General features: G+C 65.2%; 15 protein-coding genes. 3 read left to right on the top strand and 12 right to left on the bottom strand.

The genetic code is table 11. From position 1 onward, the window contains the following. The first annotated feature begins 76 nt into the window (after positions 1–76). Genes EPD81_RS06910 through EPD81_RS06920 form a run of 3 tightly spaced genes read left to right on the top strand, consistent with a single transcriptional unit; the run spans position 77 to position 4,016 of the window. Positions 77–1,012 (top strand): AAA family ATPase, encoded by a 936-nt coding sequence (locus tag EPD81_RS06910; protein WP_142804728.1) that lies wholly within the window; start codon positions 77–79, stop codon positions 1,010–1,012. Further along, positions 1,009–1,992 (top strand): DUF58 domain-containing protein, encoded by a 984-nt coding sequence (locus tag EPD81_RS06915; protein ID WP_142804729.1) that lies wholly within the window; start codon positions 1,009–1,011, stop codon positions 1,990–1,992. Before EPD81_RS06910 ends, EPD81_RS06915 begins: the two co-directional genes overlap by 4 nt. Next, complete coding sequence (locus EPD81_RS06920) at positions 1,989–4,016, top strand: DUF3488 and DUF4129 domain-containing transglutaminase family protein (RefSeq protein ID WP_142804730.1); 2,028 nt, start codon at positions 1,989–1,991, stop codon at positions 4,014–4,016. The genes EPD81_RS06915 and EPD81_RS06920 overlap by 4 nt, the downstream gene beginning before the upstream one ends. On the opposite strand, the gene rpoS is transcribed toward EPD81_RS06920, so the two are convergent. The 12 genes from rpoS to EPD81_RS06980 form a co-directional block, all read right to left on the bottom strand. Beyond that, a complete protein-coding gene (gene rpoS, locus EPD81_RS06925) occupies positions 3,998–4,969 on the bottom strand; it encodes an RNA polymerase sigma factor RpoS (protein ID WP_142804731.1) in 972 nt (323 codons plus the stop codon). The two genes, EPD81_RS06920 and rpoS, sit on opposite strands and share 19 nt — an antisense overlap. Positions 4,970–4,982: 13 nt before the next feature. Further along, positions 4,983–5,840, bottom strand: a complete 858-nt coding sequence (locus EPD81_RS06930) for a M23 family metallopeptidase (protein ID WP_142804732.1) — start codon at positions 5,838–5,840, stop codon at positions 4,983–4,985. A gap of 21 nt (positions 5,841–5,861) precedes the next feature. After that, positions 5,862–6,518 (bottom strand): protein-L-isoaspartate(D-aspartate) O-methyltransferase, encoded by a 657-nt coding sequence (locus EPD81_RS06935; RefSeq protein WP_142804733.1) that lies wholly within the window; start codon positions 6,516–6,518, stop codon positions 5,862–5,864. Beyond that, complete coding sequence (surE, locus tag EPD81_RS06940; protein ID WP_142804734.1) at positions 6,515–7,273, bottom strand: 5'/3'-nucleotidase SurE; 759 nt, start codon at positions 7,271–7,273, stop codon at positions 6,515–6,517. The genes EPD81_RS06935 and surE overlap by 4 nt, the downstream gene beginning before the upstream one ends. Positions 7,274–7,330: 57 nt before the next feature. Beyond that, a complete protein-coding gene (locus EPD81_RS06945) occupies positions 7,331–7,714 on the bottom strand; it encodes a sirohydrochlorin chelatase (protein ID WP_142804735.1) in 384 nt (127 codons plus the stop codon). Then, the gene (locus tag EPD81_RS06950) at positions 7,711–8,463 is read right to left on the bottom strand and encodes a ThiF family adenylyltransferase (protein ID WP_142804736.1); all 753 of its coding nucleotides are present in this window, start codon (positions 8,461–8,463) and stop codon (positions 7,711–7,713) included. Before EPD81_RS06950 ends, EPD81_RS06945 begins: the two co-directional genes overlap by 4 nt. Continuing rightward, complete coding sequence (locus tag EPD81_RS06955; RefSeq protein ID WP_142804737.1) at positions 8,460–9,419, bottom strand: MBL fold metallo-hydrolase; 960 nt, start codon at positions 9,417–9,419, stop codon at positions 8,460–8,462. Before EPD81_RS06955 ends, EPD81_RS06950 begins: the two co-directional genes overlap by 4 nt. 253 nt (positions 9,420–9,672) lie before the next feature. Then, positions 9,673–10,149, bottom strand: a complete 477-nt coding sequence (gene ssb / locus EPD81_RS06960; RefSeq protein ID WP_142804738.1) for a single-stranded DNA-binding protein — start codon at positions 10,147–10,149, stop codon at positions 9,673–9,675. A 10-nt stretch (positions 10,150–10,159) separates the two neighbouring features. Continuing rightward, positions 10,160–11,359, bottom strand: coding sequence for an MFS transporter (locus EPD81_RS06965; RefSeq protein WP_142804739.1), 1,200 nt, complete (start codon positions 11,357–11,359; stop codon positions 10,160–10,162). A 71-nt stretch (positions 11,360–11,430) separates the two neighbouring features. Beyond that, the gene (locus EPD81_RS06970; RefSeq protein WP_142804740.1) at positions 11,431–12,897 is read right to left on the bottom strand and encodes a glutamate synthase subunit beta; all 1,467 of its coding nucleotides are present in this window, start codon (positions 12,895–12,897) and stop codon (positions 11,431–11,433) included. Between the two features lie 23 nt (positions 12,898–12,920). Next, positions 12,921–17,600 carry a glutamate synthase-related protein gene (locus tag EPD81_RS06975; protein WP_142804741.1) on the bottom strand — a complete coding sequence of 1,560 codons (4,680 nt, stop codon included), beginning with the start codon at positions 17,598–17,600 and terminating at the stop codon, positions 12,921–12,923. Positions 17,601–17,818: 218 nt separating this feature from the next. After that, a complete protein-coding gene (locus EPD81_RS06980; RefSeq protein ID WP_142804742.1) occupies positions 17,819–18,937 on the bottom strand; it encodes a deoxyguanosinetriphosphate triphosphohydrolase in 1,119 nt (372 codons plus the stop codon).

The raw sequence follows: 18,937 nt of genomic DNA on the forward strand, positions 1-18,937 counted from the left end.
GAGACCGTCTCCTCCCTCTGGCCCGTCCGTATCGGCTATTATCGGGTCTTTCCCCCCGGCTGGCAATCTCCCTCCGATGAGCCCCTCGACCACTCCGCTCCACGAACGTCTTCGTACGATCCGTCGCGCCCTGGAATCCGTGCTCCTGGGAAAAGAGAAAACGATTCGCCTGGCGCTCGCCGGGCTGCTCGCCGGCGGGCATCTCCTCCTCGAAGACCTGCCCGGCGTCGGCAAGACGACTCTGGCACAGGCGCTTGCCCGTGTCTTCGGACTCGACTTCGGACGCGTCCAGGGCACGAACGACCTCCTGCCTTCCGACTTGCTTGGTCTTTCGGTCTTCGACGAAGTCGGGCGCGAGCTGCGTTTCGTGCCGGGACCGATCTTTCATCAAGTACTGCTCGCCGACGAGCTCAACCGCGCCTCGCCCAAGACGCAGAGCGCCCTGCTCGAAGCGATGGCCGAGCGCCAGGTAACCATCGACGGAGTCACACACGCCCTGCCCGAACCTTTCTGCGTCATCGCCACGCAGAACCCCCTCGAACAGGTGGGCACTTACCCCTTGCCGGAGAGCGAGCTGGATCGCTTCCTGCTGCGCCTGGAAATCGGCTATCCGCCGCCGGAAGTAGAAAAACGCCTGCTGGCCGGCGAAGGCGGCGCCGCGGCCTTGGCCGCCCTGCGCCCGTTGGCGGACGCCACCGAGTTGCGTGCCTGGCAAGCCAACGTGCGTTCCCTGACGGTGCGCGAGGCGCTCCTCGACTACGTGCTCTCACTCGTACAGGAGACGCGCACGCATCCGGGCGTAAGGCTAGGCTTGAGCCCCCGCGGGGGGCTTGCCCTGCTCGCCGCGGCCCGTGCCCATGCTTTCCTCGCGGGCCGAGACTTCGTCTTGCCCGAAGACGTGCAAGCAGTGTTCGTCGCCGCCACAGCCCATCGCCTGGTGCTGCGCAGTGGCGAACGCGAAGCCTGCACGAACACGGCCCTGCGAATTCTCTCCACGGTGCCGGTGCCATGAGCCTGCGTGCCGTTTCGATCTGGCGCAACTGGCTGGAGCGCTGGCAGCGCCGCCGCGCTTCCGCCTCCGAAGGCACGCTCACCGTCACCCACCGCACCCTCTACATCCTCCCTACCGCGGCCGGGATGGGATTCGCCCTTGCGCTAGTCGTGCTCTGGCTGCTCTCCATCAACTACCTCCTTTCCCTGGGTCACGCCCTCGTCTTCTGGCTTGCGGCCGTTGCGGTCGTGGCGATTCCTTCCACCGCCGCCACGCTGCGTGGCATGACGATCGAGGTGAGCGAACCCGAAGCCGTTTTCGCCGGCGAACACGTGCGCTGGCCGGTCACGCTACGCGCCCACACGGCGCGTTTGCGTCCTTTGGCGCTCAGTGCACCCGATGCGCACGCCTTCGCCGTGCTCACGCCTACCGCGGGATCCGTACGGGTTTTTCTCGAGCAGGAAGCCGGGCAGCGCGGCCTGCGTCGCCTTGGACGCCTCACCGTCGCCACGCGTCACCCTTTCGGCTGGTTCCGCGCCTGGACGGTGCTCTGGCCTACGGTCACCGCCTGGGTCTATCCCCGGCCCGAGCCCGAGGCTCCACCGTGGAGCGTCGCTGCGGCCACGACCGACGGAGCGAGCGCACACGCTCGACGCCTTCGCTCCGGGGAAGAAGACTTCGACGACCTCCGACCTTGGAGGATGGGCGAGCCGTTGCAGCGGATCGTGTGGAAGATCGTCGCCCGCGGCGGTCCGCGCATGCTGGCCCGCAGAGAATCCCCCGCCAGTGGCTCCGTGTTGCTGCGCTGGAGCGACACGCTCAGCGCAGGCGAGACGGAATCGCGCCTCTCACGTCTGTGCGCCTGGGTGCTCGCCGCCCATCGCCAAGGACTGGCTTTCGGCGTGGAATTACCAGGCATCATCGTACCCCCCAACCGGGGCGAATCCCATCTTCACGCCGTGCTCCGCCGTCTGGCACTTTTTCCATCGGAAACCTCATGAGCGAGTCCGCTCCGATCGCCCGACTGTTGCGCAGACTGAACCGGCTCACAGGCCGCCTTGCCGGTACCGCCGCCGCACCGCTCGCGCTGGCGCTCGTGCTCGCCTTGGGGAGCCAATTCGTCGAATTTCCTCTCGGCATCCAAGCCGGAGTCGCCCTGCTTGCCTTCGTCTGGTTCCTGCGCCGGCGCCGAGAGCTGGGAGCACTCGGCGGTTGGCGTCTGTGGCTGACGGGTTTGGCCTGCGCACTCGTCGTGCGTTGGCAATATGGCTACTGGTTCGGCCAAGAGCCCGGAGTCGCCCTCGTCGCCTTGCTGGTGTGGGTCAAGTGGCTCGAGGCGCGCACCGAGCGAGACGAACGCACCGTCGCCGTACTCACTCTCTTTTTGCTCACGGCCGTATTTTTGCGCGGGCAAACGCCGCTGCACGCGCTGGTGGCATTCAGCGGGGCGGGTCTCGTCCTGCTCGCCTGCGCCCGACTGACGGTTTCCCCCATCCTTCCGGCCCCTCTCGCTCTGGCGGATCGGGACGCCGGCCGTGCGATGCTCTGGGCGCTACCGCTCGCCATGCTTCTGTTCGTGCTGGTGCCGCGCGTTCCCGGGCCACTGTGGGGACTGCCCGCCGACGCTCGTGCCGGACGCACCGGAATGTCCGAGACGATGGAAGCGGGCAGCATCGCAAGCCTTGCCCGATCCGACGAGATCGCCTTCGTCGTCGAAGTCCTGGAAGGACGGCTACCCACCCCTCGCTACTGGCGAGGTCCGGTGCTCGAAGTCTACGACGGTCGCAGCTGGAAACCCTCTTCGTGGCGGGCAGCGAACCCCATGCTCGACGCCTCGCCCCAGCCAGCTCAAGTACGCTACCGCAGTCTCCAGGAACCCTCCGACCTCACGTGGGTATTCACCCTGGAGCGCACCCATGCGCTGCGCGGCGCGGCGGACGTGGAACGCATGCCGACCGGTTCCTGGCGTACTCGCCGGCCTCTATTGCAGCGTACCCTTTTCGAGGGCGAAGCCCGCTCGGGCGAACCTCTCCCGGAGCCCCTCTCCCCGCTTTCGATCCGCGCTTTGACGTCCCTGCCGCCGGGGGTCAATCCCCGCACCCGAGAAATCGGTGAAGCCCTCTCCAACCGATACCCCCGACCCGAAGACCGGCTAGCGGCCATCATCGATTTTTTCCGTGAACGAGGATTACGCTACACCCTGACCCCCCCGCCCATGGAGCGCGATAGCGCCGACCAGGTGCTCTTCGAGGTCCGTGCCGGGTTCTGCGAGCACTTCGCCGATGCCTTCGCCGTGATGGCCCGCGCCGCCGGGATCCCCACCCGCATCGTTCTTGGCTACCTCGGCGGCGAACGCAATCCCGCCAATGGCAATTGGACCATTCGTCAGGCGGACGCCCACTCGTGGGTGGAAGTTTGGCTCGCCCGGAGGGGCTGGGTTCGCGTCGATCCCACCACCTTCGCCCAGCCCGAGCGCGCCGAACGTCCACTGGGAGAAGTACTCGGCGAACGCGAGGGCTTGCCCCTGTTGCTGCGCCCTGAGTGGCGCTGGGCCTGGCGCCTGCGCGCCCAGCTCGAAGCCTGGGAATACGGCTGGAACGTGTGGGTGGCGGGGTTCGACGCCGAACGCCAGCGGCGACTGTGGCAGAACCTGGGCTGGAGGCCGGACCGCGCCCTGGGCTGGGCGCTCGCCGCCACGGGAATGGCGCTCGCGCTCGCGGCCCTGCTCGCCTGGTGGCTGCAACGGCCACCGACATCGCGCGACCCCCTGGAGCGGCAGTGGCACCGCTTCTGTCGCCTGATGGCGCGCCGCGGCCTGGCGCGCGCCCCGGCCGAGGGACCGCTCGATTACGGCAGGCGGCTGATGCGGCACTTTCCCCAGGCGAGCGGAGAAATCGAGGCCCTGCTTCGCCCCTATCTCCAAGCGCGCTACGGCGGCGGTCTGGCAACGGAGGAAGCCGCCGCGGCGATGCGGCGCGCCCTACGCCAGCTGCGCCGCCGCCTGCGTCAGGAAAAAAGCGCCTGACCGTCGAGCCCCGATTCGCGCGCCATGTGGCGCAGCCGGCGCAGCGATTCGAGCTGGATCTGGCGCACCCGCTCGCGGGTGAGCCCCATCTCGTCGGAGAGATCTTCTAGCGTCTGCGGCAGGATGCCGCGCAAGCCGTAGCGATGCACGACGACGAAACGATGTTTCGGCGGCAAGGCGTCGAGCCAGCGCTGCACCAGCGCTTCGAGCTCGGCGTTGTAGATCTGATCTTCCGGGCTGAGGCTGGATTCGTCGGCCACCAGCTCGACGAGCGAGCGCGCCGTATCGCGGTCGATCTGCGCATCGAGCGAAGCCGTGGGTTCCAGCAACGCGAGCAGTTCGTGCACTTCCTCGACGGGACGTCCGAGGCGCTCGGCAAGCGACTGGGGCGTCTCGCCGCCGTTTTCCGTGGCCTCCGCCCGGCGCGCGTGATAGAGCCGGTTGATGCGCTTCATCACGTGGATCGGCAAGCGGATCGTGCGCCCCTGGTTCATGATGGCTCGCTCGATGTTCTGCCGTATCCACCACGTGGCATAGGTAGAAAAGCGAAACCCTCGAGAAGGATCGAATTTCTCCAGCGCGTGGATCAAGCCCAAGTTTCCTTCCTCGATGAGATCGAGAAAGGGAAGCCCGCGGTGTTGGTAATGCTTGGCGATGCTCACCACCAGGCGCAGGTTGCGTTCGATCATCGTCCGGCGCGCCGCCTCGTCCCCCTCCTTGGCGAGCTGCGCCAACCGCCGCTCCTCTTCGGGCGTGAGCAAGGGGTAGGTGCCGATCTCGTTGAGATAGCGTTGCGTGACATCGGAAAAGAGCTCGTCATCGACGACCTTGTCTTCGTCGAACGCCAAAATCTCGGGAGGAACTTCCTCGGCCGCCTCGCCCAAGTCACGCCACCAAGCCACCTCACCGTCGGCATGGATATCCTGGATGCCTGTGACGTCGTCCTCCTCCATGATGAGTGCCTCCTCAGCGTGACGGTAAGAGTCTGAGCGGGTCGACCGCTTGACCGGCCTTGCGGATCTGGAAATGCAGTTTCGGCTGCTTCACGTCCTTCCCGGTCTGGCCGATGGCCGCGATCACCTCACCACGCTTGACCTGCTGGCCCTCCTTGACGAGGACTTTGCTGTTGTGGGCATACACCGAGACGTAGTCGTTGGGATGCTGGACGATCACGATGAGTCCATAGCCCTCGATCCCCTCGCCGGTGTAAGAGACCGTACCATCGAGCGCTGCGCGCACCGGATCACCCATCTTGCCGCCGATGTCGATGCCCTTGACGCTCGTGCCGTTGAAACGGGTCAGGAGCGGCCCGTCTGCCGGCCATTGCCAGCCCTCGCCTGCCGCCGGCGCCTTGTCTTCGGCCTTCGGGGCGACGGGCGCGGACGTTGCCTCTGCACCGGTTCGCCCGCCCTTGGGCGAAGTCACCACCGGCGCAGCGCTCACCGCCTGAGGCGCACCATCGAGCGGCACCGGAACCACTTGCACTCCACTCGCCTCGGCCGGCGACGAAGACGGACCTTCGCGAACCCTGAGGGTCTGTCCAACGACGATGCGATTCGGATCGGAGAGCTGGTTGAGCGTTACCAGCTCATCGACCGAGACCCCGTATTGCCGCGCGATGCCGCGCAATGTCTCACCGGGTTGAACGACGTGATGGACCGGGCCAGGGGCCGCGGGTGTCGCTTGCGTTGCCGTCGCTGACGCAGCCATTGGAGCGCCCGTCGATCGATCGGCCACCGGCGCTTTGACCGCGCTCGAACAACCCGCCAAAATCCCTGCCAAGCCCAAGAGGAAGGCCACTCGGCGACCCCACCCTTTCGTCATCTCAAGGCTCCTTCCAAGCATTTAACCCACTCCTCCCAGGAGGGGCACGAAACGTACCGGTTCATGCTCTGAGAGCACGATGCCGGAAGAAGTTCGGTCGACCACCCGCAACGACTGGACCGCATCGCCCACCGGCATGACCAGCCTTCCGCCCAAAGAGAGCTGCTCCACGAGCGCGGGCGGAACGACGGGCGCCGCCGCAGCGACGATGATCGAATCGAACGGCGCCACCTCAGGCAGCCCCAACATACCATCGCCGTGTTTCAGGCGAACGTGCGCGAAACGAAACGGCCGAAGATTCTCTCGCGCCAGATCGAAGAGCGCCCGGATGCGCTCGATACCGTAGACTTCCGGCGCGAGTTGCGCCAGCAAGGCCGTTTGATACCCGCAACCCACACCCACTTCCAGCGTACGCCCCGGCTCGCGGCCGGCGAGCAGCAACTCCAGCATCCGCGCCACCACATAGGGCTGGGAAATCGTCTGCTGAAACCCGATCGGCAGGGCGATGTCGTCATAGGCCCGAAGCTGCAGCCCTTCCTCGACGAAATGGTGGCGCGGGACACGCTGCATCGCTTCGAGCACCCGTTCATCGCGAATACCTTCGTGACGCAACTTGTCGAGCAAACGATCGAGCGCACGCGAAGAAATGGCATCGAAGCGTACTGCAGCATGGTTCATGGAGCGCCCGTCTCCTGCAACCAACCCTCTACCTCGGGCAGCAACTCATAGTGCGTCAGGTCCATTTGCAAAGGGGTGATGGACACGTAACCTTCGGCGACGGCATGGAAATCGGTCCCCTCGCCCGCCTCGGCCGCCTTCCCCGCCGGGCCGATCCAATAAACGGTCTCTCCCCGCGGATTTTTGGCTGGGATCACAGGCTCGGCCTTGTGTCGCCTTCCCAGACGCGTGACCCGATACCCTTTCAATTGTGGCAAGGGTAGATCGGGGATATTGACGTTCAACAGCACCGCCTGGCGCGACAAGGGCTTGGACAGGAGCCGCTCGACCAACCGACGAGTGACGTAGGCCGCGGCGGAAAAATCCTGTGGCGACTTGCTCACCAACGACACGGCGAGCGACGGCACCCCCAGCAGATACCCCTCGGTCGCGGCCGCCACCGTACCCGAATAAACGGTGTCGTCGCCCATGTTCGCCCCGATGTTGATGCCCGATATGACCATGTCGGGCTGCACGTCGAGCATGCCGGTCACCGCCAAATGGACGCAGTCGCTCGGCGTGCCATTGACGAAATAGAACCCGTTGGGCGCCCGTCGCACGATGAGCGGACGATCGAGCGTGAGCGAATTGCTCGCCCCGCTGCGGTCACGCTCCGGCGCGACCACCGTCACGTCACCCAAGGTACGCAGCGCGTGTGCGAGCGCCTCCAGGCCAGGAGAGAAATAACCATCGTCGTTGCTGAGCAGGAAACGCATGGATCATTCGCGAGCTATCGTTCGTGCATCGATATTACCACAGTGATCCCGAGCGTTTCATTCGCCCGCCCCGATCCATTCCAAAACGGTCGCAGCCATCGCCTCCCGAACCCTCTCGGACTCACCCAAGGCTGGCAGCACCTCGAATGAGACGTCTGGATACGCTGCGCGCAAAGGCGCCAACAAACGCGGTAGATCCTCGCGCAAATGGCCGCCGACGGCAATGAACACCGGAACCAGCGTCACTCGCCGATGGCCACGCGCGAGCGCTGCCTCTACCGCTTCGGACAGGCTGGGTGCGAGAAATTCCAGGAACGCCGGCTGCACGAACGCCTCGGGCAGCGCCTGCCGCAGCCGTTGCGCCAAGGCGAGCACCGGTTCCGCCCACCGCGGATCGCGCGCCCCGTGCGCAAAGAGAATCACCGCAGCTGCCCCGCTCATCGCTCCTCCTGCACCAGCCATGCAACGACGCGCTCGGCGGCGATCAGCCCCATCGTGGCCGTCATCATCATGCTCGAACCGTAGCCGGCGCAAGCGAGTCCGGCGCGAGCATCGCATTGGGCATCGCGGCGCATTGGCTCGGGCGAGAACACCGCCGGTATGCCGAAACGGCCCCGGCCACGCGGAAACCCATACTCGCGACGCAACGAAGCTCGTGTCTTCGCCAGCAACGGGTCTTGTACGGTGTGCGCCAGATCCGCCACCTCGAGTCGCGCCGGATCGCGCTTGCCTCCGGCTGCCCCCGTCATCACGAGAAAAATTCCCTGCGCCCGACAGTGCGCCGCCAACGCCGCCTTCGCGCGGACCGCATCGACGGCATCGATCACCGCGTCCATCCCGGCGGCGAGCGCGGCGCAATTCTCCGGCGTGAGGAAGTCGTCGATCAGCTCACACGACAATGAAGGATTGATGTCGGCCAAGCGTTCTGCCATCGCTTCCACCTTGGCACGCCCCAGCGTCGAGGAAAGCGCATGGATCTGACGGTTGCAGTTCGATTCCGCCACCACGTCGAGATCGATGAGGCGCACTCCCCCCACGCCGCTGCGCACGAGCGCCTCGGCCGCCCAGGAACCGACCCCGCCCACGCCCACCACCGCCACTTTGCTTTGCTGCAAACGGGCAAGCGCGCCTTTGCCGTAGAGACGCTCGATCCCCCCGAAGCGTCGCTCCAGTTCGACTGCTTCACTCATCCGGTACTGACCAGCTGCTGCCGATCCAGCCACACGCCCAGACCCTGGGCATTGAGCTCGAGATCCATACGTAGCAACTCGATGAGCGCATCCCCCCGCACTAGCCAGCCCTGACGCTCCGCTTCCTCGTGCATCAAGGCATGCAAACCAGCGAGGATCTCCAAATGCCGCGCCACTCCTTCGCCGCGGGCCGACCGGGCCACTTCGACGTAGGCATCGATCAGACGATGCAGGTCGGTCGCCAAGCGCTCGAGCTCACGCACGCGCCCGAAATGGGTCAAATAGGCGGCCGAGGGACGGGCGGCGAGAATGCGATCGATGGAGGCATGGAGCGCCTCCGGTTCGAACTCGGTGGGCGTCGTCGTCGGAATCACCGACGCCCGTCCCGCCACGTCCAGCTCCCGGTATGAGACGCCGAAAGTGTCTCCCGTAAAAACGGCCTGTGCCACCGAATCATGAATCGCCACGTGGTGGCGAGCATGTCCCGGCGTATGCCACACCGTCAGTGCGCGCGATCCCAGAAAGAACACCTGCCCGTCATCCACCGCGATCACCCGCTCCGGGGGCACCGGCACCAAATGGCCGTACATGGCATACGCTTCGGCTTCACCATAGACGGCAGCGGCTGCCTGCCATAGCCGCGAGGGATCGATCATGTGGCGCGCACCACGCGGATGTACCACCAGCCGGGCGTTGGGCAAGGCTGCCATGAGATGCCCCGTTCCGCCGGCATGATCCAGATGCACGTGCGTGAGCAGCACGTATTCCACCCCCTGGGGCGCAACGTGGCTCGCCGCCAGCGCTTCCAAGACCCGCGGCACCGAGGCATTCACCCCCGTATCGACCACCGCTGCCCGCCCATCCTGCACGATCAGGTGCACCGCGGCCAAACCCGGACGCAGATAGCCCGTATCGACGGTGAGTACTCCGTCCTCGTGTGCAATCACGTAATCCACGTCATGCCCTTCCCTGTGGACATCTCGAACGATCTACCGTGCGGCCGCATGGCGGCGCTACGCGCTCGCTTATCCATGACATTGCCTCGCATTCCACGCTCCGGAATCCTTGCTCTACAAGCGCTCGCGTTGGTTCTTTTACAGTGCCCCCATAATGGCCGTTACCTTCCTCGATTCCGCGGCACGGATATTCGGTCCATCCGAAAAAACGAATCTTTCGGCGCACATGAAAACTCTGACCGAGGCACGACCCCTAGAAAGGAATGTCGTCTTCCTCGAAACCGTTGTCGAAATTCTTTTTGGCCGCCGATGCAGACTGAGCACCTTGCCTAGGCGCAGTGGCGGGCGAAGCGTTTCCCTCATCCAAAGGCGCATCGGGCCCGGCTCCCGCACCACCGCGCCCACCGAGCATCTTCATCACATCGGCCCGAATCTCGGTGGTATAGCGTTCTTGACCGCTCTGGTCGGTCCATTTGCGCGTGCGCAGACTTCCCTCGATGTAGACCGACGAACCTTTGCGCAGATACTGCGCGGCGATCTCGGCGAGCCGCCCGAAAAGCACCACGCGATGCCACTCGGTGGCCTCCTTGCGCTCACCCGTGGCCTTGTCCTTCCAAGTTTCGGAGGTGGCCAGCGAAAAATTACACACGGCCTCGCCGCTGGGCATGTAGCGGGTCTCGGGGTCACGGCCGAGGTTACCAACCAAGATCACTTTATTGACTGATGCCATCGTTCCATCCTCATAAAGATTGCGAATCTTGCGGGCGTGCCGGAGGCTGCAACCCGAGGCTCAAAGCATACCACGCGAGCGCGAGCCCCGCCGCCACCCAGTGGATCGCCTGAGGGGAGAGGTGCTGGGCGATCAACCCGCCCATCCATCCACCGCAAAACAACCCCAAAGATTGCAAGGTGTTATAAACGCCGAGTACCGCCCCTTTCCGTTGCGGCGAAGCGATGCGCGATACCCAAGAAGGTTGGGTCGCTTCCAGAATGTTGAAGGCGACGAAAAATGCTGTCAGACACAGTCCGATCGTCCATAGATCCCTCGCCCACAGGGCAAACCCCAGTTGCACCACGGCAAGCAGCGCGATGGAGGCGAGATAGACCGTTTTCAGGCGGCCACGCCGCTCAGCGAAGACGATGGCGGGCACCATCACCGTGAAGGAGAAGAGCACCGCGACCAAATAAACGCTCCAGTGATCTTCCAGTGGCAGTGCGCCATGCTTGACCAGCGCCCCTGGCACGACCACCCACATCGCCATCTGGATGAAATGCAACGAGAACACGCCTGCATCGAGCCGAAGCAGACGCCCGTCCTTGAGCACTGCCCACAGGGAGGCGCGAGACGCGGCCACGGGCGCGGCCGGTCGTGACGGAGTGGGCACGCTGCGCCAGACCATCACCGCCGCCCCGGCAGCAAGCACGCCCGTGAGGAGAAAGATGCCGCGCATACCCACCAGGCCGTAGAGCGTCGGCCCCAGCACCAGAGAGAGGGCGAAGGAGAGACCGATGGTCGAGCCGATCATGGCCATGGCGCGCGTGCGGTGCGTCTCGGGCGTGAGGTCGGCCACCAGTGCCGTCACGGCGGCCGAGATTGCCCCCGCGCCTTGCAGCGCTCGCCCCACGGTGACCCAGTGCAGATCCGGCGCAAACGCAGCCACGAGGCTGCCTACCACGAAGAGGGCGAGTCCGGCGACGATCACCGGTTTGCGCCCGAAGCGGTCGGAGGCCGCGCCGAAAGGAATCAGCAACACCGCCTGGGTGAGACCGTAAATACCGATCGCCAAGCCGATCGCCGCCTCGTTCCCGCCACCGGGCAGATGCCGCGCGTATTCGGCAAAGACGGGCAGGATCAGAAAGAGCCCCAGCATGCGCAGCGCGAAGACCGCGGCGAGCCGCACCACGATCAGTCGTTCGCTGCGAGAGAGTCGATCGTCCATGCACACTCCAAAAAATGAAGCCGGCCACGAAGGCGGCCGGCTTCCTCGAGATTCATGACGAAGCCTGCCGATCAGGCCGGCAGGATGCTCTCGCCCATCAAATAGAGATCGACCGCACGGGCCGCTTCCCGCCCCTCACGGATCGCCCAAACGATCAGCGACTGGCCGCGGCGCACGTCCCCGGCAGCGAACACGCCCGGCACGCTGGTGGCGTAGGCTCCAGGGCCTTCGGTCGGCGCCGCGGCGTTGCCGCGCGCATCTTTTTCCACCCCGAAGGCTTCGAGCAGCGTCCCGAGCGGATGGACGAATCCCATGGCAAGCAGCACGAGATCGGCGGGAATCTCGAATTCCGAGCCCGGGATCTCTTTCATCTGCCCGCCACTCCAGTCGAGCCGCGCCAGGCGCAGCGCGCGCACGCGGCCATTCTCACCCAGGAATGCCTTGGTGAGCACGGCGAACTCGCGTTTCACCTCCCCTTCCAGGTGAGAGGTCGAGGTACGCAGCTTGTTCGGCCAGTAAGGCCAAGTGAGAGCCTTGTCCTCCTGCTCGGGCGGGCGGGGCATGAGCTCGAGCTGGGTTACCGACTTGGCCCCGTGACGAATCGCCGTTCCCACGCAGTCGGCGCCGGTGTCGCCCCCGCCGATCACCACCACGTGTTTGCCCTTGGCCGAGATCGGATTGGGCGCGTCGCCGGCCACTTCCCGGTTCTGCGGAATGAGGAATTGCAGGGCGAAGTAGATGCCTTCGAGCTCGCGCCCCGGCACCGGCAGGTCGCGCGGCACCTCCGAGCCCGCGGCGAGCACCACCGCGTCGAACTCACGGCGCAGCTCCTCGGCGGAGACGAAACTCTTGGCCGCGTTTTGGATCCCGGCGGGGGTATCCGACGCCCCGACGAGCACGCCAGTGCGGAAACGCACCCCTTCGGCCTCCATCTGCGCCAACCGCCGGTCGATGAGCCATTTCTCCAGCTTGAAGTCGGGAATGCCGTAGCGCAGCAGACCACCGATGCGGTCGTTCTTCTCGAAGAGCGTTACCTCGTGCCCGGCGCGCGCCAATTGCTGCGCCGCCGCCATCCCCGCCGGGCCGGAGCCGACCACCGCGACCTTCTTCCCGGTCTTGCGCTTGGGCGGATGCGGCAGCACCCAACCGCGCTCCCAGGCGAGATCGATGAGGAAACGCTCGATCGACTTGATGCCGACCGCATCGTCATTGATGTTGAGCGTACAGGCCGCCTCGCACGGCGCCGGACACACGCGACCGGTGAATTCGGGAAAATTGTTCGTCGCATCGAGCGCGTTCCAGCCTTCGCGCCAGCGCTTGCGATAGACGAGGTCGTTCCAGTCGGGGATGAGGTTATTCACCGGACAGCCGTTGTGGCAGAACGGGATGCCGCAGTCCATGCAGCGCGCGCCCTGGATCGTCGCCTCGCTCTCCGAGAGGCGATGCACGAACTCCTTGTAATGCCGGATCCGCTCGGGAACCGGATCGTAGGCTTCCGCGACGCGGCGGTATTCGAGAAAACCTGTGGGTTTGCCCATTTCCTTGCAGTCTCCAGAGAGAATCAGGCCATGCTGGCCGCACGGGCGGCAGCGAGTTCGCGCAGCGCGCGACGGTATTCATGAGGCATCACCTTGACGAACTTGGCGCGCCACAGGCTCCAGTGCGCCAGGATCTCTTTGGCGCGGCGGCTGCCGGTGAGGCGCGCATGGCGCTCGATGAGCCCTTTGAGGATGAGCTCGTCGCCCATCGTCAGGTGGTCGATGCGCACGAAACCGTGCGTTTCGAGTTCGGGGCCGAAGTCGGACTGCGCCCTAGCCTCCAGCTCCTCGGGCAGGGGCTCGAGCGCCACCTGCACCTGGTTGCACTTCTGCGCAAAATCCCCGTCGAGGTCGAGCACGTAGGCGATGCCGCCCGACATGCCGGCGGCGAAGTTGCGCCCGGTACGTCCGAGCACCACCACCGTGCCGCCCGTCATGTATTCGCAGCCGTGGTCACCCACGCCCTCGACGACGGCGACCGCCCCCGAATTGCGCACGGCAAACCGCTCGCCGGCCACGCCGCTGAAGTAGGCTTCGCCCTCGATCGCCCCGTAGAGCACGGTGTTGCCGACGATGATGTTCTCCGGCGCCTCGCCGCGGAAGGCCGGATCGGGGCGCACGATGACGCGCCCGCCCGAGAGCCCCTTGCCGACATAATCGTTGGCTTGGCCGATCAGGTCGAAGGTGACGCCGCGCACGAGGAAGGCGGCGAAGCTCTGCCCGGCCGTGCCGCGGAACGTGAATCGCACCGTATCGTTGGGCAAACCCTCATGGCCGTAGCGCTCGGCGATGCGGCCGGAGAGCATCGCGCCCACCGTACGGTTGACGTTGCGGATCGGCACCTCGGCGTGCACCACCTTGCGCGATTCCAGCGCCGGCCTGGCGAGTTCAAGCAAACGCAGATCGAGCGCCTTGTCGAGCCCGTGATCCTGCGTCTCGCAGTGGCGCGTGGCCACCCCTTCCGGCGCTTCGATGCGCGCGAGCACCTTGCCGAAGTCCAGCCCCTTGGCCTTCCAGTGATCGATGGCCTCGCGCACGTCGAGCAGATCCACCCGGCCGATGAGCTCGTCGAACTTGCGCACGCCGAGCTCGGCCATGAGGCGACGCACTTCCTCGGCCACGAAGAAGAAGTAGTTGATCACGTGCTCGGGCTGACCGGAGAAACGCCGGCGCAGCTCGGGATCCTGCGTCGCCACCCCCACCGGGCAGGTGTTGAGGTGACATTTGCGCATCATGATGCAGCCGGTGACCACCAGCGGTGCCGTGGCGAAGCCGAACTCGTCGGCACCGAGCAGCGCGCCAATGACCACGTCGCGCCCGGTCTTGATCTGACCGTCGACCTGCACCCGCACCCGGCCGCGCAGGCGGTTCATCACCAGCGTCTGCTGCGTCTCCGCCAGACCCAGCTCCCAGGCCGAACCGGCGTGCTTGATCGAGGAGATGGGCGAAGCCCCCGTGCCGCCGTCGTGCCCGGCGATCACGATGTGATCCGCCTTGGCCTTGGCCACGCCCGCCGCGACGGTACCCACCCCCACCTCGGCCACCAGTTTCACCGAGATCGAAGCCTTCGGGTTGGCGTTCTTCAGGTCGTGGATGAGCTGGGCCAGATCCTCGATCGAATAGATGTCGTGGTGCGGCGGCGGCGAGATGAGGCCGACGCCCGGCACCGAGTGGCGCAGAAAGCCGATGTACTCGGTGACCTTGTGCCCCGGCAGCTGACCACCCTCGCCGGGTTTGGCGCCCTGCGCCATCTTGATCTGAATCTGATCGGCATTGACGAGATATTCGGCCGTCACCCCAAAGCGGCCGGACGCCACCTGCTTGATCGCCGAGCGCAGGCTGTCGCCGGGCTTGAGCTCGAGATCGCGGGCGATGCGATGCGGTCCGATCACCTCCGAGAGCTTGGTCGGTTTGGCGATCGGTTTGAAGCGCGCCGGATCCTCACCGCCTTCACCCGTGTTGGATTTGCCGCCGATGCGGTTCATCGCCACGGCGAGCGTGGTGTGCGCCTCGGTGGAGATGGAGCCGAGCGACATCGCTCCGGTGGCGAAGCGCTTGACGATCTCGCTCGCCGGTTCGACCTCTTCGAGCGGGATCGGCTGCGCCGCCTTGCGGAACCGGAAGAGGCCGCGCAAGGTCATGAGACGCCGGCTCTGGTCGTTGATGATGCGGGCGTACTCTTCGTACGTCTCGAAACGCCCCGAACGCGTGGCATGCTGCAGCTTGGCGATGGCATCCGGCGTCCACATGTGCTCCTCGCCGAAGCGCCGGTAGGCGTACTCGCCGCCGACGTCGAGCCGGTTCTCGAGGAAGAGGTTCTCGCCGAAGGCCGCCCGATGCAGGCGGATCGCCTCATCCATCAGGTCGAAGACGTCCAGTCCCTCCACCTGGCTCACCGTGCCGGTGAAGTATTTGTCGCACACCGATTGCTTGATGCCCACGGCCTCGAAGATCTGCGCGCCGGTGTAGGACATGTAAGTCGAGATGCCCATTTTGGACATCGTCTTCATCAGCCCCTTGCCAATGGCCTTGATGAAGTGTTTGACGTATTCCTTCTCCTGTTTCTCGTCGCCGTTGGCGAGCTCACGCAGCGTCATCAGCGCGAGATAGGGATGCACGGCCTCCGCCCCGTAGCCCGCGAGCACGGCGAAATGGTGCACCTCGCGCGCCGAACCGGTCTCGACCACCAGGCCGGTGCGGGTACGCAGCCCCTTGTTGACCAGGTGCTGGTGGATGGCGGAAGTGGCCAGCAGTGCCGGGATGGCGACGTGCTCGGCATCGACTTTGCGATCGGACACGATGAGCAGGTTGTAGCCATTGAGCACCGCATCCTCGGCCTGGGCGCACAGCGAGGCGAGCCGCGCCTCCACCGCGTCTTTCCCCCAGGATACCGGATAGCAGATGTCGATCTCGTGGCTGCGGAAACGATCCTTGGTGAAACGGGCGATGTCGCGCAGCTTGGCCATCGCCTCGAAATCGAGCACCGGCTGCGGCACCTCCAGCCGGTAGGGCGGGTTGATCTCGTTCAACTCCAGCAGGTTCGGTTTCGGACCAATGAAGGAGACGAGCGACATCACCAGCTGCTCGCGGATCGAATCGATCGGCGGGTTGGTCACCTGCGCGAAGAGCTGGCGGAAATAATGGTAGATGGGCTTGGGCCGCGCCGAGAGCACTTCGAGCGGCGCGTCGTTGCCCATCGACCCCACCGCTTCCTCCCCGGTCTCGGCCATGGGATCGAGGATGAACTTGAGGTCTTCCTGGGTATAGCCGAAAGCCTGCTGCAGATCGAGGATGGGGACGTGCGATTGCGCCGCATACACGGCGGCGCTGCCGGGCGCGGGCAAGGAATCGATCTTGATGTTGATGCGCTGGATCCACTCGCGGTAAGGTTTGGCGTTGGCGAGCGTCTCCTTGAGCTCCTTGTCGTCGATGATGCGGCCCTGCTCCATGTCGATGAGGAACATCTTCCCCGGCTGCAGGCGCCACTTGCGCACGATCTTCTCTTCGGGAATCGGCAAGACACCGGCCTCGGACGCCATGACGACGAGATCATCGTCGGTGACGAGGTAGCGCGCCGGCCGCAAGCCGTTGCGATCGAGCGTCGCCCCGATCTGGCGGCCATCGGTGAAGGCCACCGCCGCCGGGCCATCCCAGGGCTCCATCATCGCCGCGTGATACTCGTAGAAGGCGCGACGGCGCTCGTCCATGAGGGTATGCGCTTCCCAGGCCTCGGGGATGAGCATCATCATGGCGTGGGCGAGCGTATAGCCGCTCATCACCAAGAGCTCGAGCGCGTTGTCGAAAGAGGCCGAATCCGACTGTCCCGGATAGATGATGGGCCAGAGCTTTTCCAGATCCTTGCCTAGCAAGGTGGAGGAGACGCCCCGCTCGCGCGCCCGCATCCAGTTGTAGTTGCCGCGCAGGGTGTTGATCTCGCCGTTGTGCGCGATCATGCGGAACGGATGGGCGAGGTTCCACTTGGGAAAGGTGTTGGTCGAGAAACGTTGGTGCACCAGCGCGAGCGCCGACTCGGTGCGCGGATCGGCGAGGTCGCGATAGTAGCGCCCGACCTGGTCGGCGAGCAGCAGCCCCTTGTAGACGACGGTGCGCGCCGACATGGAAGGGACGTAGAATTCCTTGGCGTGCTCGAGCTCGAGCGCACGAATGGCGTTGGCCGAGCGGCGCCGGATCACGTAGAGCTTACGCTCGAGCGCATCCGTGACCATGATTTCCGGACCACGACCGATGAAGATCTGCCGGATCACCGGTTCGTTGGCCTTCACCGCCGGCGACATGGGCATGGTGCGATCGACGGGTACGTCGCGCCAACCGAGCACCACTTGTCCCTCGGCACGTACCGCTCGCTCGATCTCTTCCTCGCAGGCCAGGCGCGAGGCAGTCTCCTGCGGCAGGAAAATCATCCCCACGCCGTAGTCGCCGGCCGGCGGCAGGGTCACCCCCTGCTTGGCCATCTCTTCGCGGTAGAGCCGGTCCGGAATCTGGATGAGGATACCGGCCCCATCGCCTTGCAGGGGATCGGCCCCCACGGCACCACGGTGATCGAGATTTTTCAGGATCTCCAGCCCCTGGGTGACGATGTCATGGCGTTTGACGCCTTTCAGGTGGGCGACGAAACCGACGCCACAGGCGTCGTGTTCGAACTCGGGACGATAGAGACCGGCAGATGGCGACGATTCGGACATGGTCAGGCTTTCCTCGACTCGGATCCAATGACGGTGAAAGAAAGGGCGCGCCGCTGTGGCGCTACGGGATCGACCGGGGACCGTTACGAGAGACGGGCGGAGTATCCTGGCGCACGAAAAGGCGGCCAAACACTATACCGTCGAAGAGGCCGCCGATCAAGATCGGTCGAGGAAAAAATTTGTCCCCGACGTGATTGCGGTCAACGCCAGAAAAAACCTCAGAACGCCTCTTCCAGACCGAAAATGCGGCGATGCTCGCGAACGGCATAGCGGTCGGTCATCCCGGCGATGTAATCGGCCAAGGCGCGACGGCCTTTCTCGGCGAAACGTCGCCGGTACCCCTCTGGCAGCAGCGAAGGATCGGTGGCATAGGCGGCGAAGAGCTCACGGATGATGCGCTGCGCCCGGCGGTTCATGTCGACCACTTTCGGGTGACGGTAAAGCTGGAGAAAGAGGAAACGCTTGAGCACTGCGACTTCTTCGCGCATCGCACTCGAATGCCGCACGAGCGGCGGCGCACGGCGTACGTCTTCGACGCAGGCGGGATCGGCTTCGGCGATGCGCCGCCGGCTCTCCTCGACGAGGTCGAGCACCATGAGCGAAATCATGCGGCGAATCGTTTCATGGATGAGCCGCTTGCGCTCCAGACCCGGATAGCGTGTTTCCACCTCGGCGCGCGTGCGCGCGAAAATCGGCACCGCCTCGAGCGCATCGAGGGTAAGGAGGCCGGAGCGCAGACCATCGTCGATGTCATGGTTGTTGTAGGCGAGCTCGTCGGCCAGGTTGGCGATCTGCGCTTCCAGCGAGGGCCGCAAGTCGCGGCGAAAACGCTCGGCCACCTCTCCCAGCCGGGCCCAGTGTTCCGGACGACAGTGCTTCAAAATGCCCTCGCGCGTCTCGAACATGAGGTTGAGCCCGTCGAATTCGGCGTACTTTTCCTCGAGTTCGTCGACGACGCGCAGCGACTGCAGGTTGTGCTCGAATCCGCCCTCTTCTTTCATGCACTCGTCGAGCGCCTCCTGCCCGGCGTGCCCGAAAGGCGTATGCCCCAGGTCGTGCGCCAAAGTGATCGCCTCGACCAGCACGTCGTTCACGCCGAGCATCTGGGCGATGGAACGGCCGATCTGCGCCACTTCCAGCGAATGGGTGAGCCGCGTGCGAAAGTGGTCCCCGACGTGATTGACGAAGACCTGCGTCTTGTATTCCAGCCGGCGAAAGGCGCTCGAATGCACGATCCGGTCACGGTCGCGCTGGAATTCGCTACGCGGCGCCGCGCTCGGCTCCGGGTGCCGGCGCCCGCGGCTCGCCGCTTCATGGACCGCGTACGGGGCCAGCAT

The sequence above is a fragment of the Tepidiphilus sp. J10 genome, assembly GCF_006980785.1.
In the GTDB taxonomy this organism is placed as follows: domain Bacteria; phylum Pseudomonadota; class Gammaproteobacteria; order Burkholderiales; family Rhodocyclaceae; genus Tepidiphilus; species Tepidiphilus olei.

Excerpts from the sequence above, each read along its gene's own strand:
- EPD81_RS06910 (WP_142804728.1), top strand. The coding sequence starts at position 77 with ATGAGCCCCTCGACCACTCCGCTCCACGAACGTCTTCGTACGATCCGT.
- EPD81_RS06915 (WP_142804729.1), top strand. The coding sequence starts at position 1,009 with ATGAGCCTGCGTGCCGTTTCGATCTGGCGCAACTGGCTGGAGCGCTGG.
- EPD81_RS06920 (WP_142804730.1), top strand. The coding sequence starts at position 1,989 with ATGAGCGAGTCCGCTCCGATCGCCCGACTGTTGCGCAGACTGAACCGG.
- rpoS (WP_142804731.1), bottom strand. The coding sequence starts at position 4,969 with ATGGAGGAGGACGACGTCACAGGCATCCAGGATATCCATGCCGACGGT.
- EPD81_RS06930 (WP_142804732.1), bottom strand. The coding sequence starts at position 5,840 with ATGACGAAAGGGTGGGGTCGCCGAGTGGCCTTCCTCTTGGGCTTGGCA.
- EPD81_RS06935 (WP_142804733.1), bottom strand. The coding sequence starts at position 6,518 with ATGAACCATGCTGCAGTACGCTTCGATGCCATTTCTTCGCGTGCGCTC.
- surE (WP_142804734.1), bottom strand. The coding sequence starts at position 7,273 with ATGCGTTTCCTGCTCAGCAACGACGATGGTTATTTCTCTCCTGGCCTG.
- EPD81_RS06945 (WP_142804735.1), bottom strand. The coding sequence starts at position 7,714 with ATGAGCGGGGCAGCTGCGGTGATTCTCTTTGCGCACGGGGCGCGCGAT.
- EPD81_RS06950 (WP_142804736.1), bottom strand. The coding sequence starts at position 8,463 with ATGAGTGAAGCAGTCGAACTGGAGCGACGCTTCGGGGGGATCGAGCGT.
- ssb (WP_142804738.1), bottom strand. The coding sequence starts at position 10,149 with ATGGCATCAGTCAATAAAGTGATCTTGGTTGGTAACCTCGGCCGTGAC.
- EPD81_RS06965 (WP_142804739.1), bottom strand. The coding sequence starts at position 11,359 with ATGGACGATCGACTCTCTCGCAGCGAACGACTGATCGTGGTGCGGCTC.
- EPD81_RS06970 (WP_142804740.1), bottom strand. The coding sequence starts at position 12,897 with ATGGGCAAACCCACAGGTTTTCTCGAATACCGCCGCGTCGCGGAAGCC.
- EPD81_RS06975 (WP_142804741.1), bottom strand. The coding sequence starts at position 17,600 with ATGTCCGAATCGTCGCCATCTGCCGGTCTCTATCGTCCCGAGTTCGAA.
- EPD81_RS06980 (WP_142804742.1), bottom strand. The coding sequence starts at position 18,937 with ATGCTGGCCCCGTACGCGGTCCATGAAGCGGCGAGCCGCGGGCGCCGG.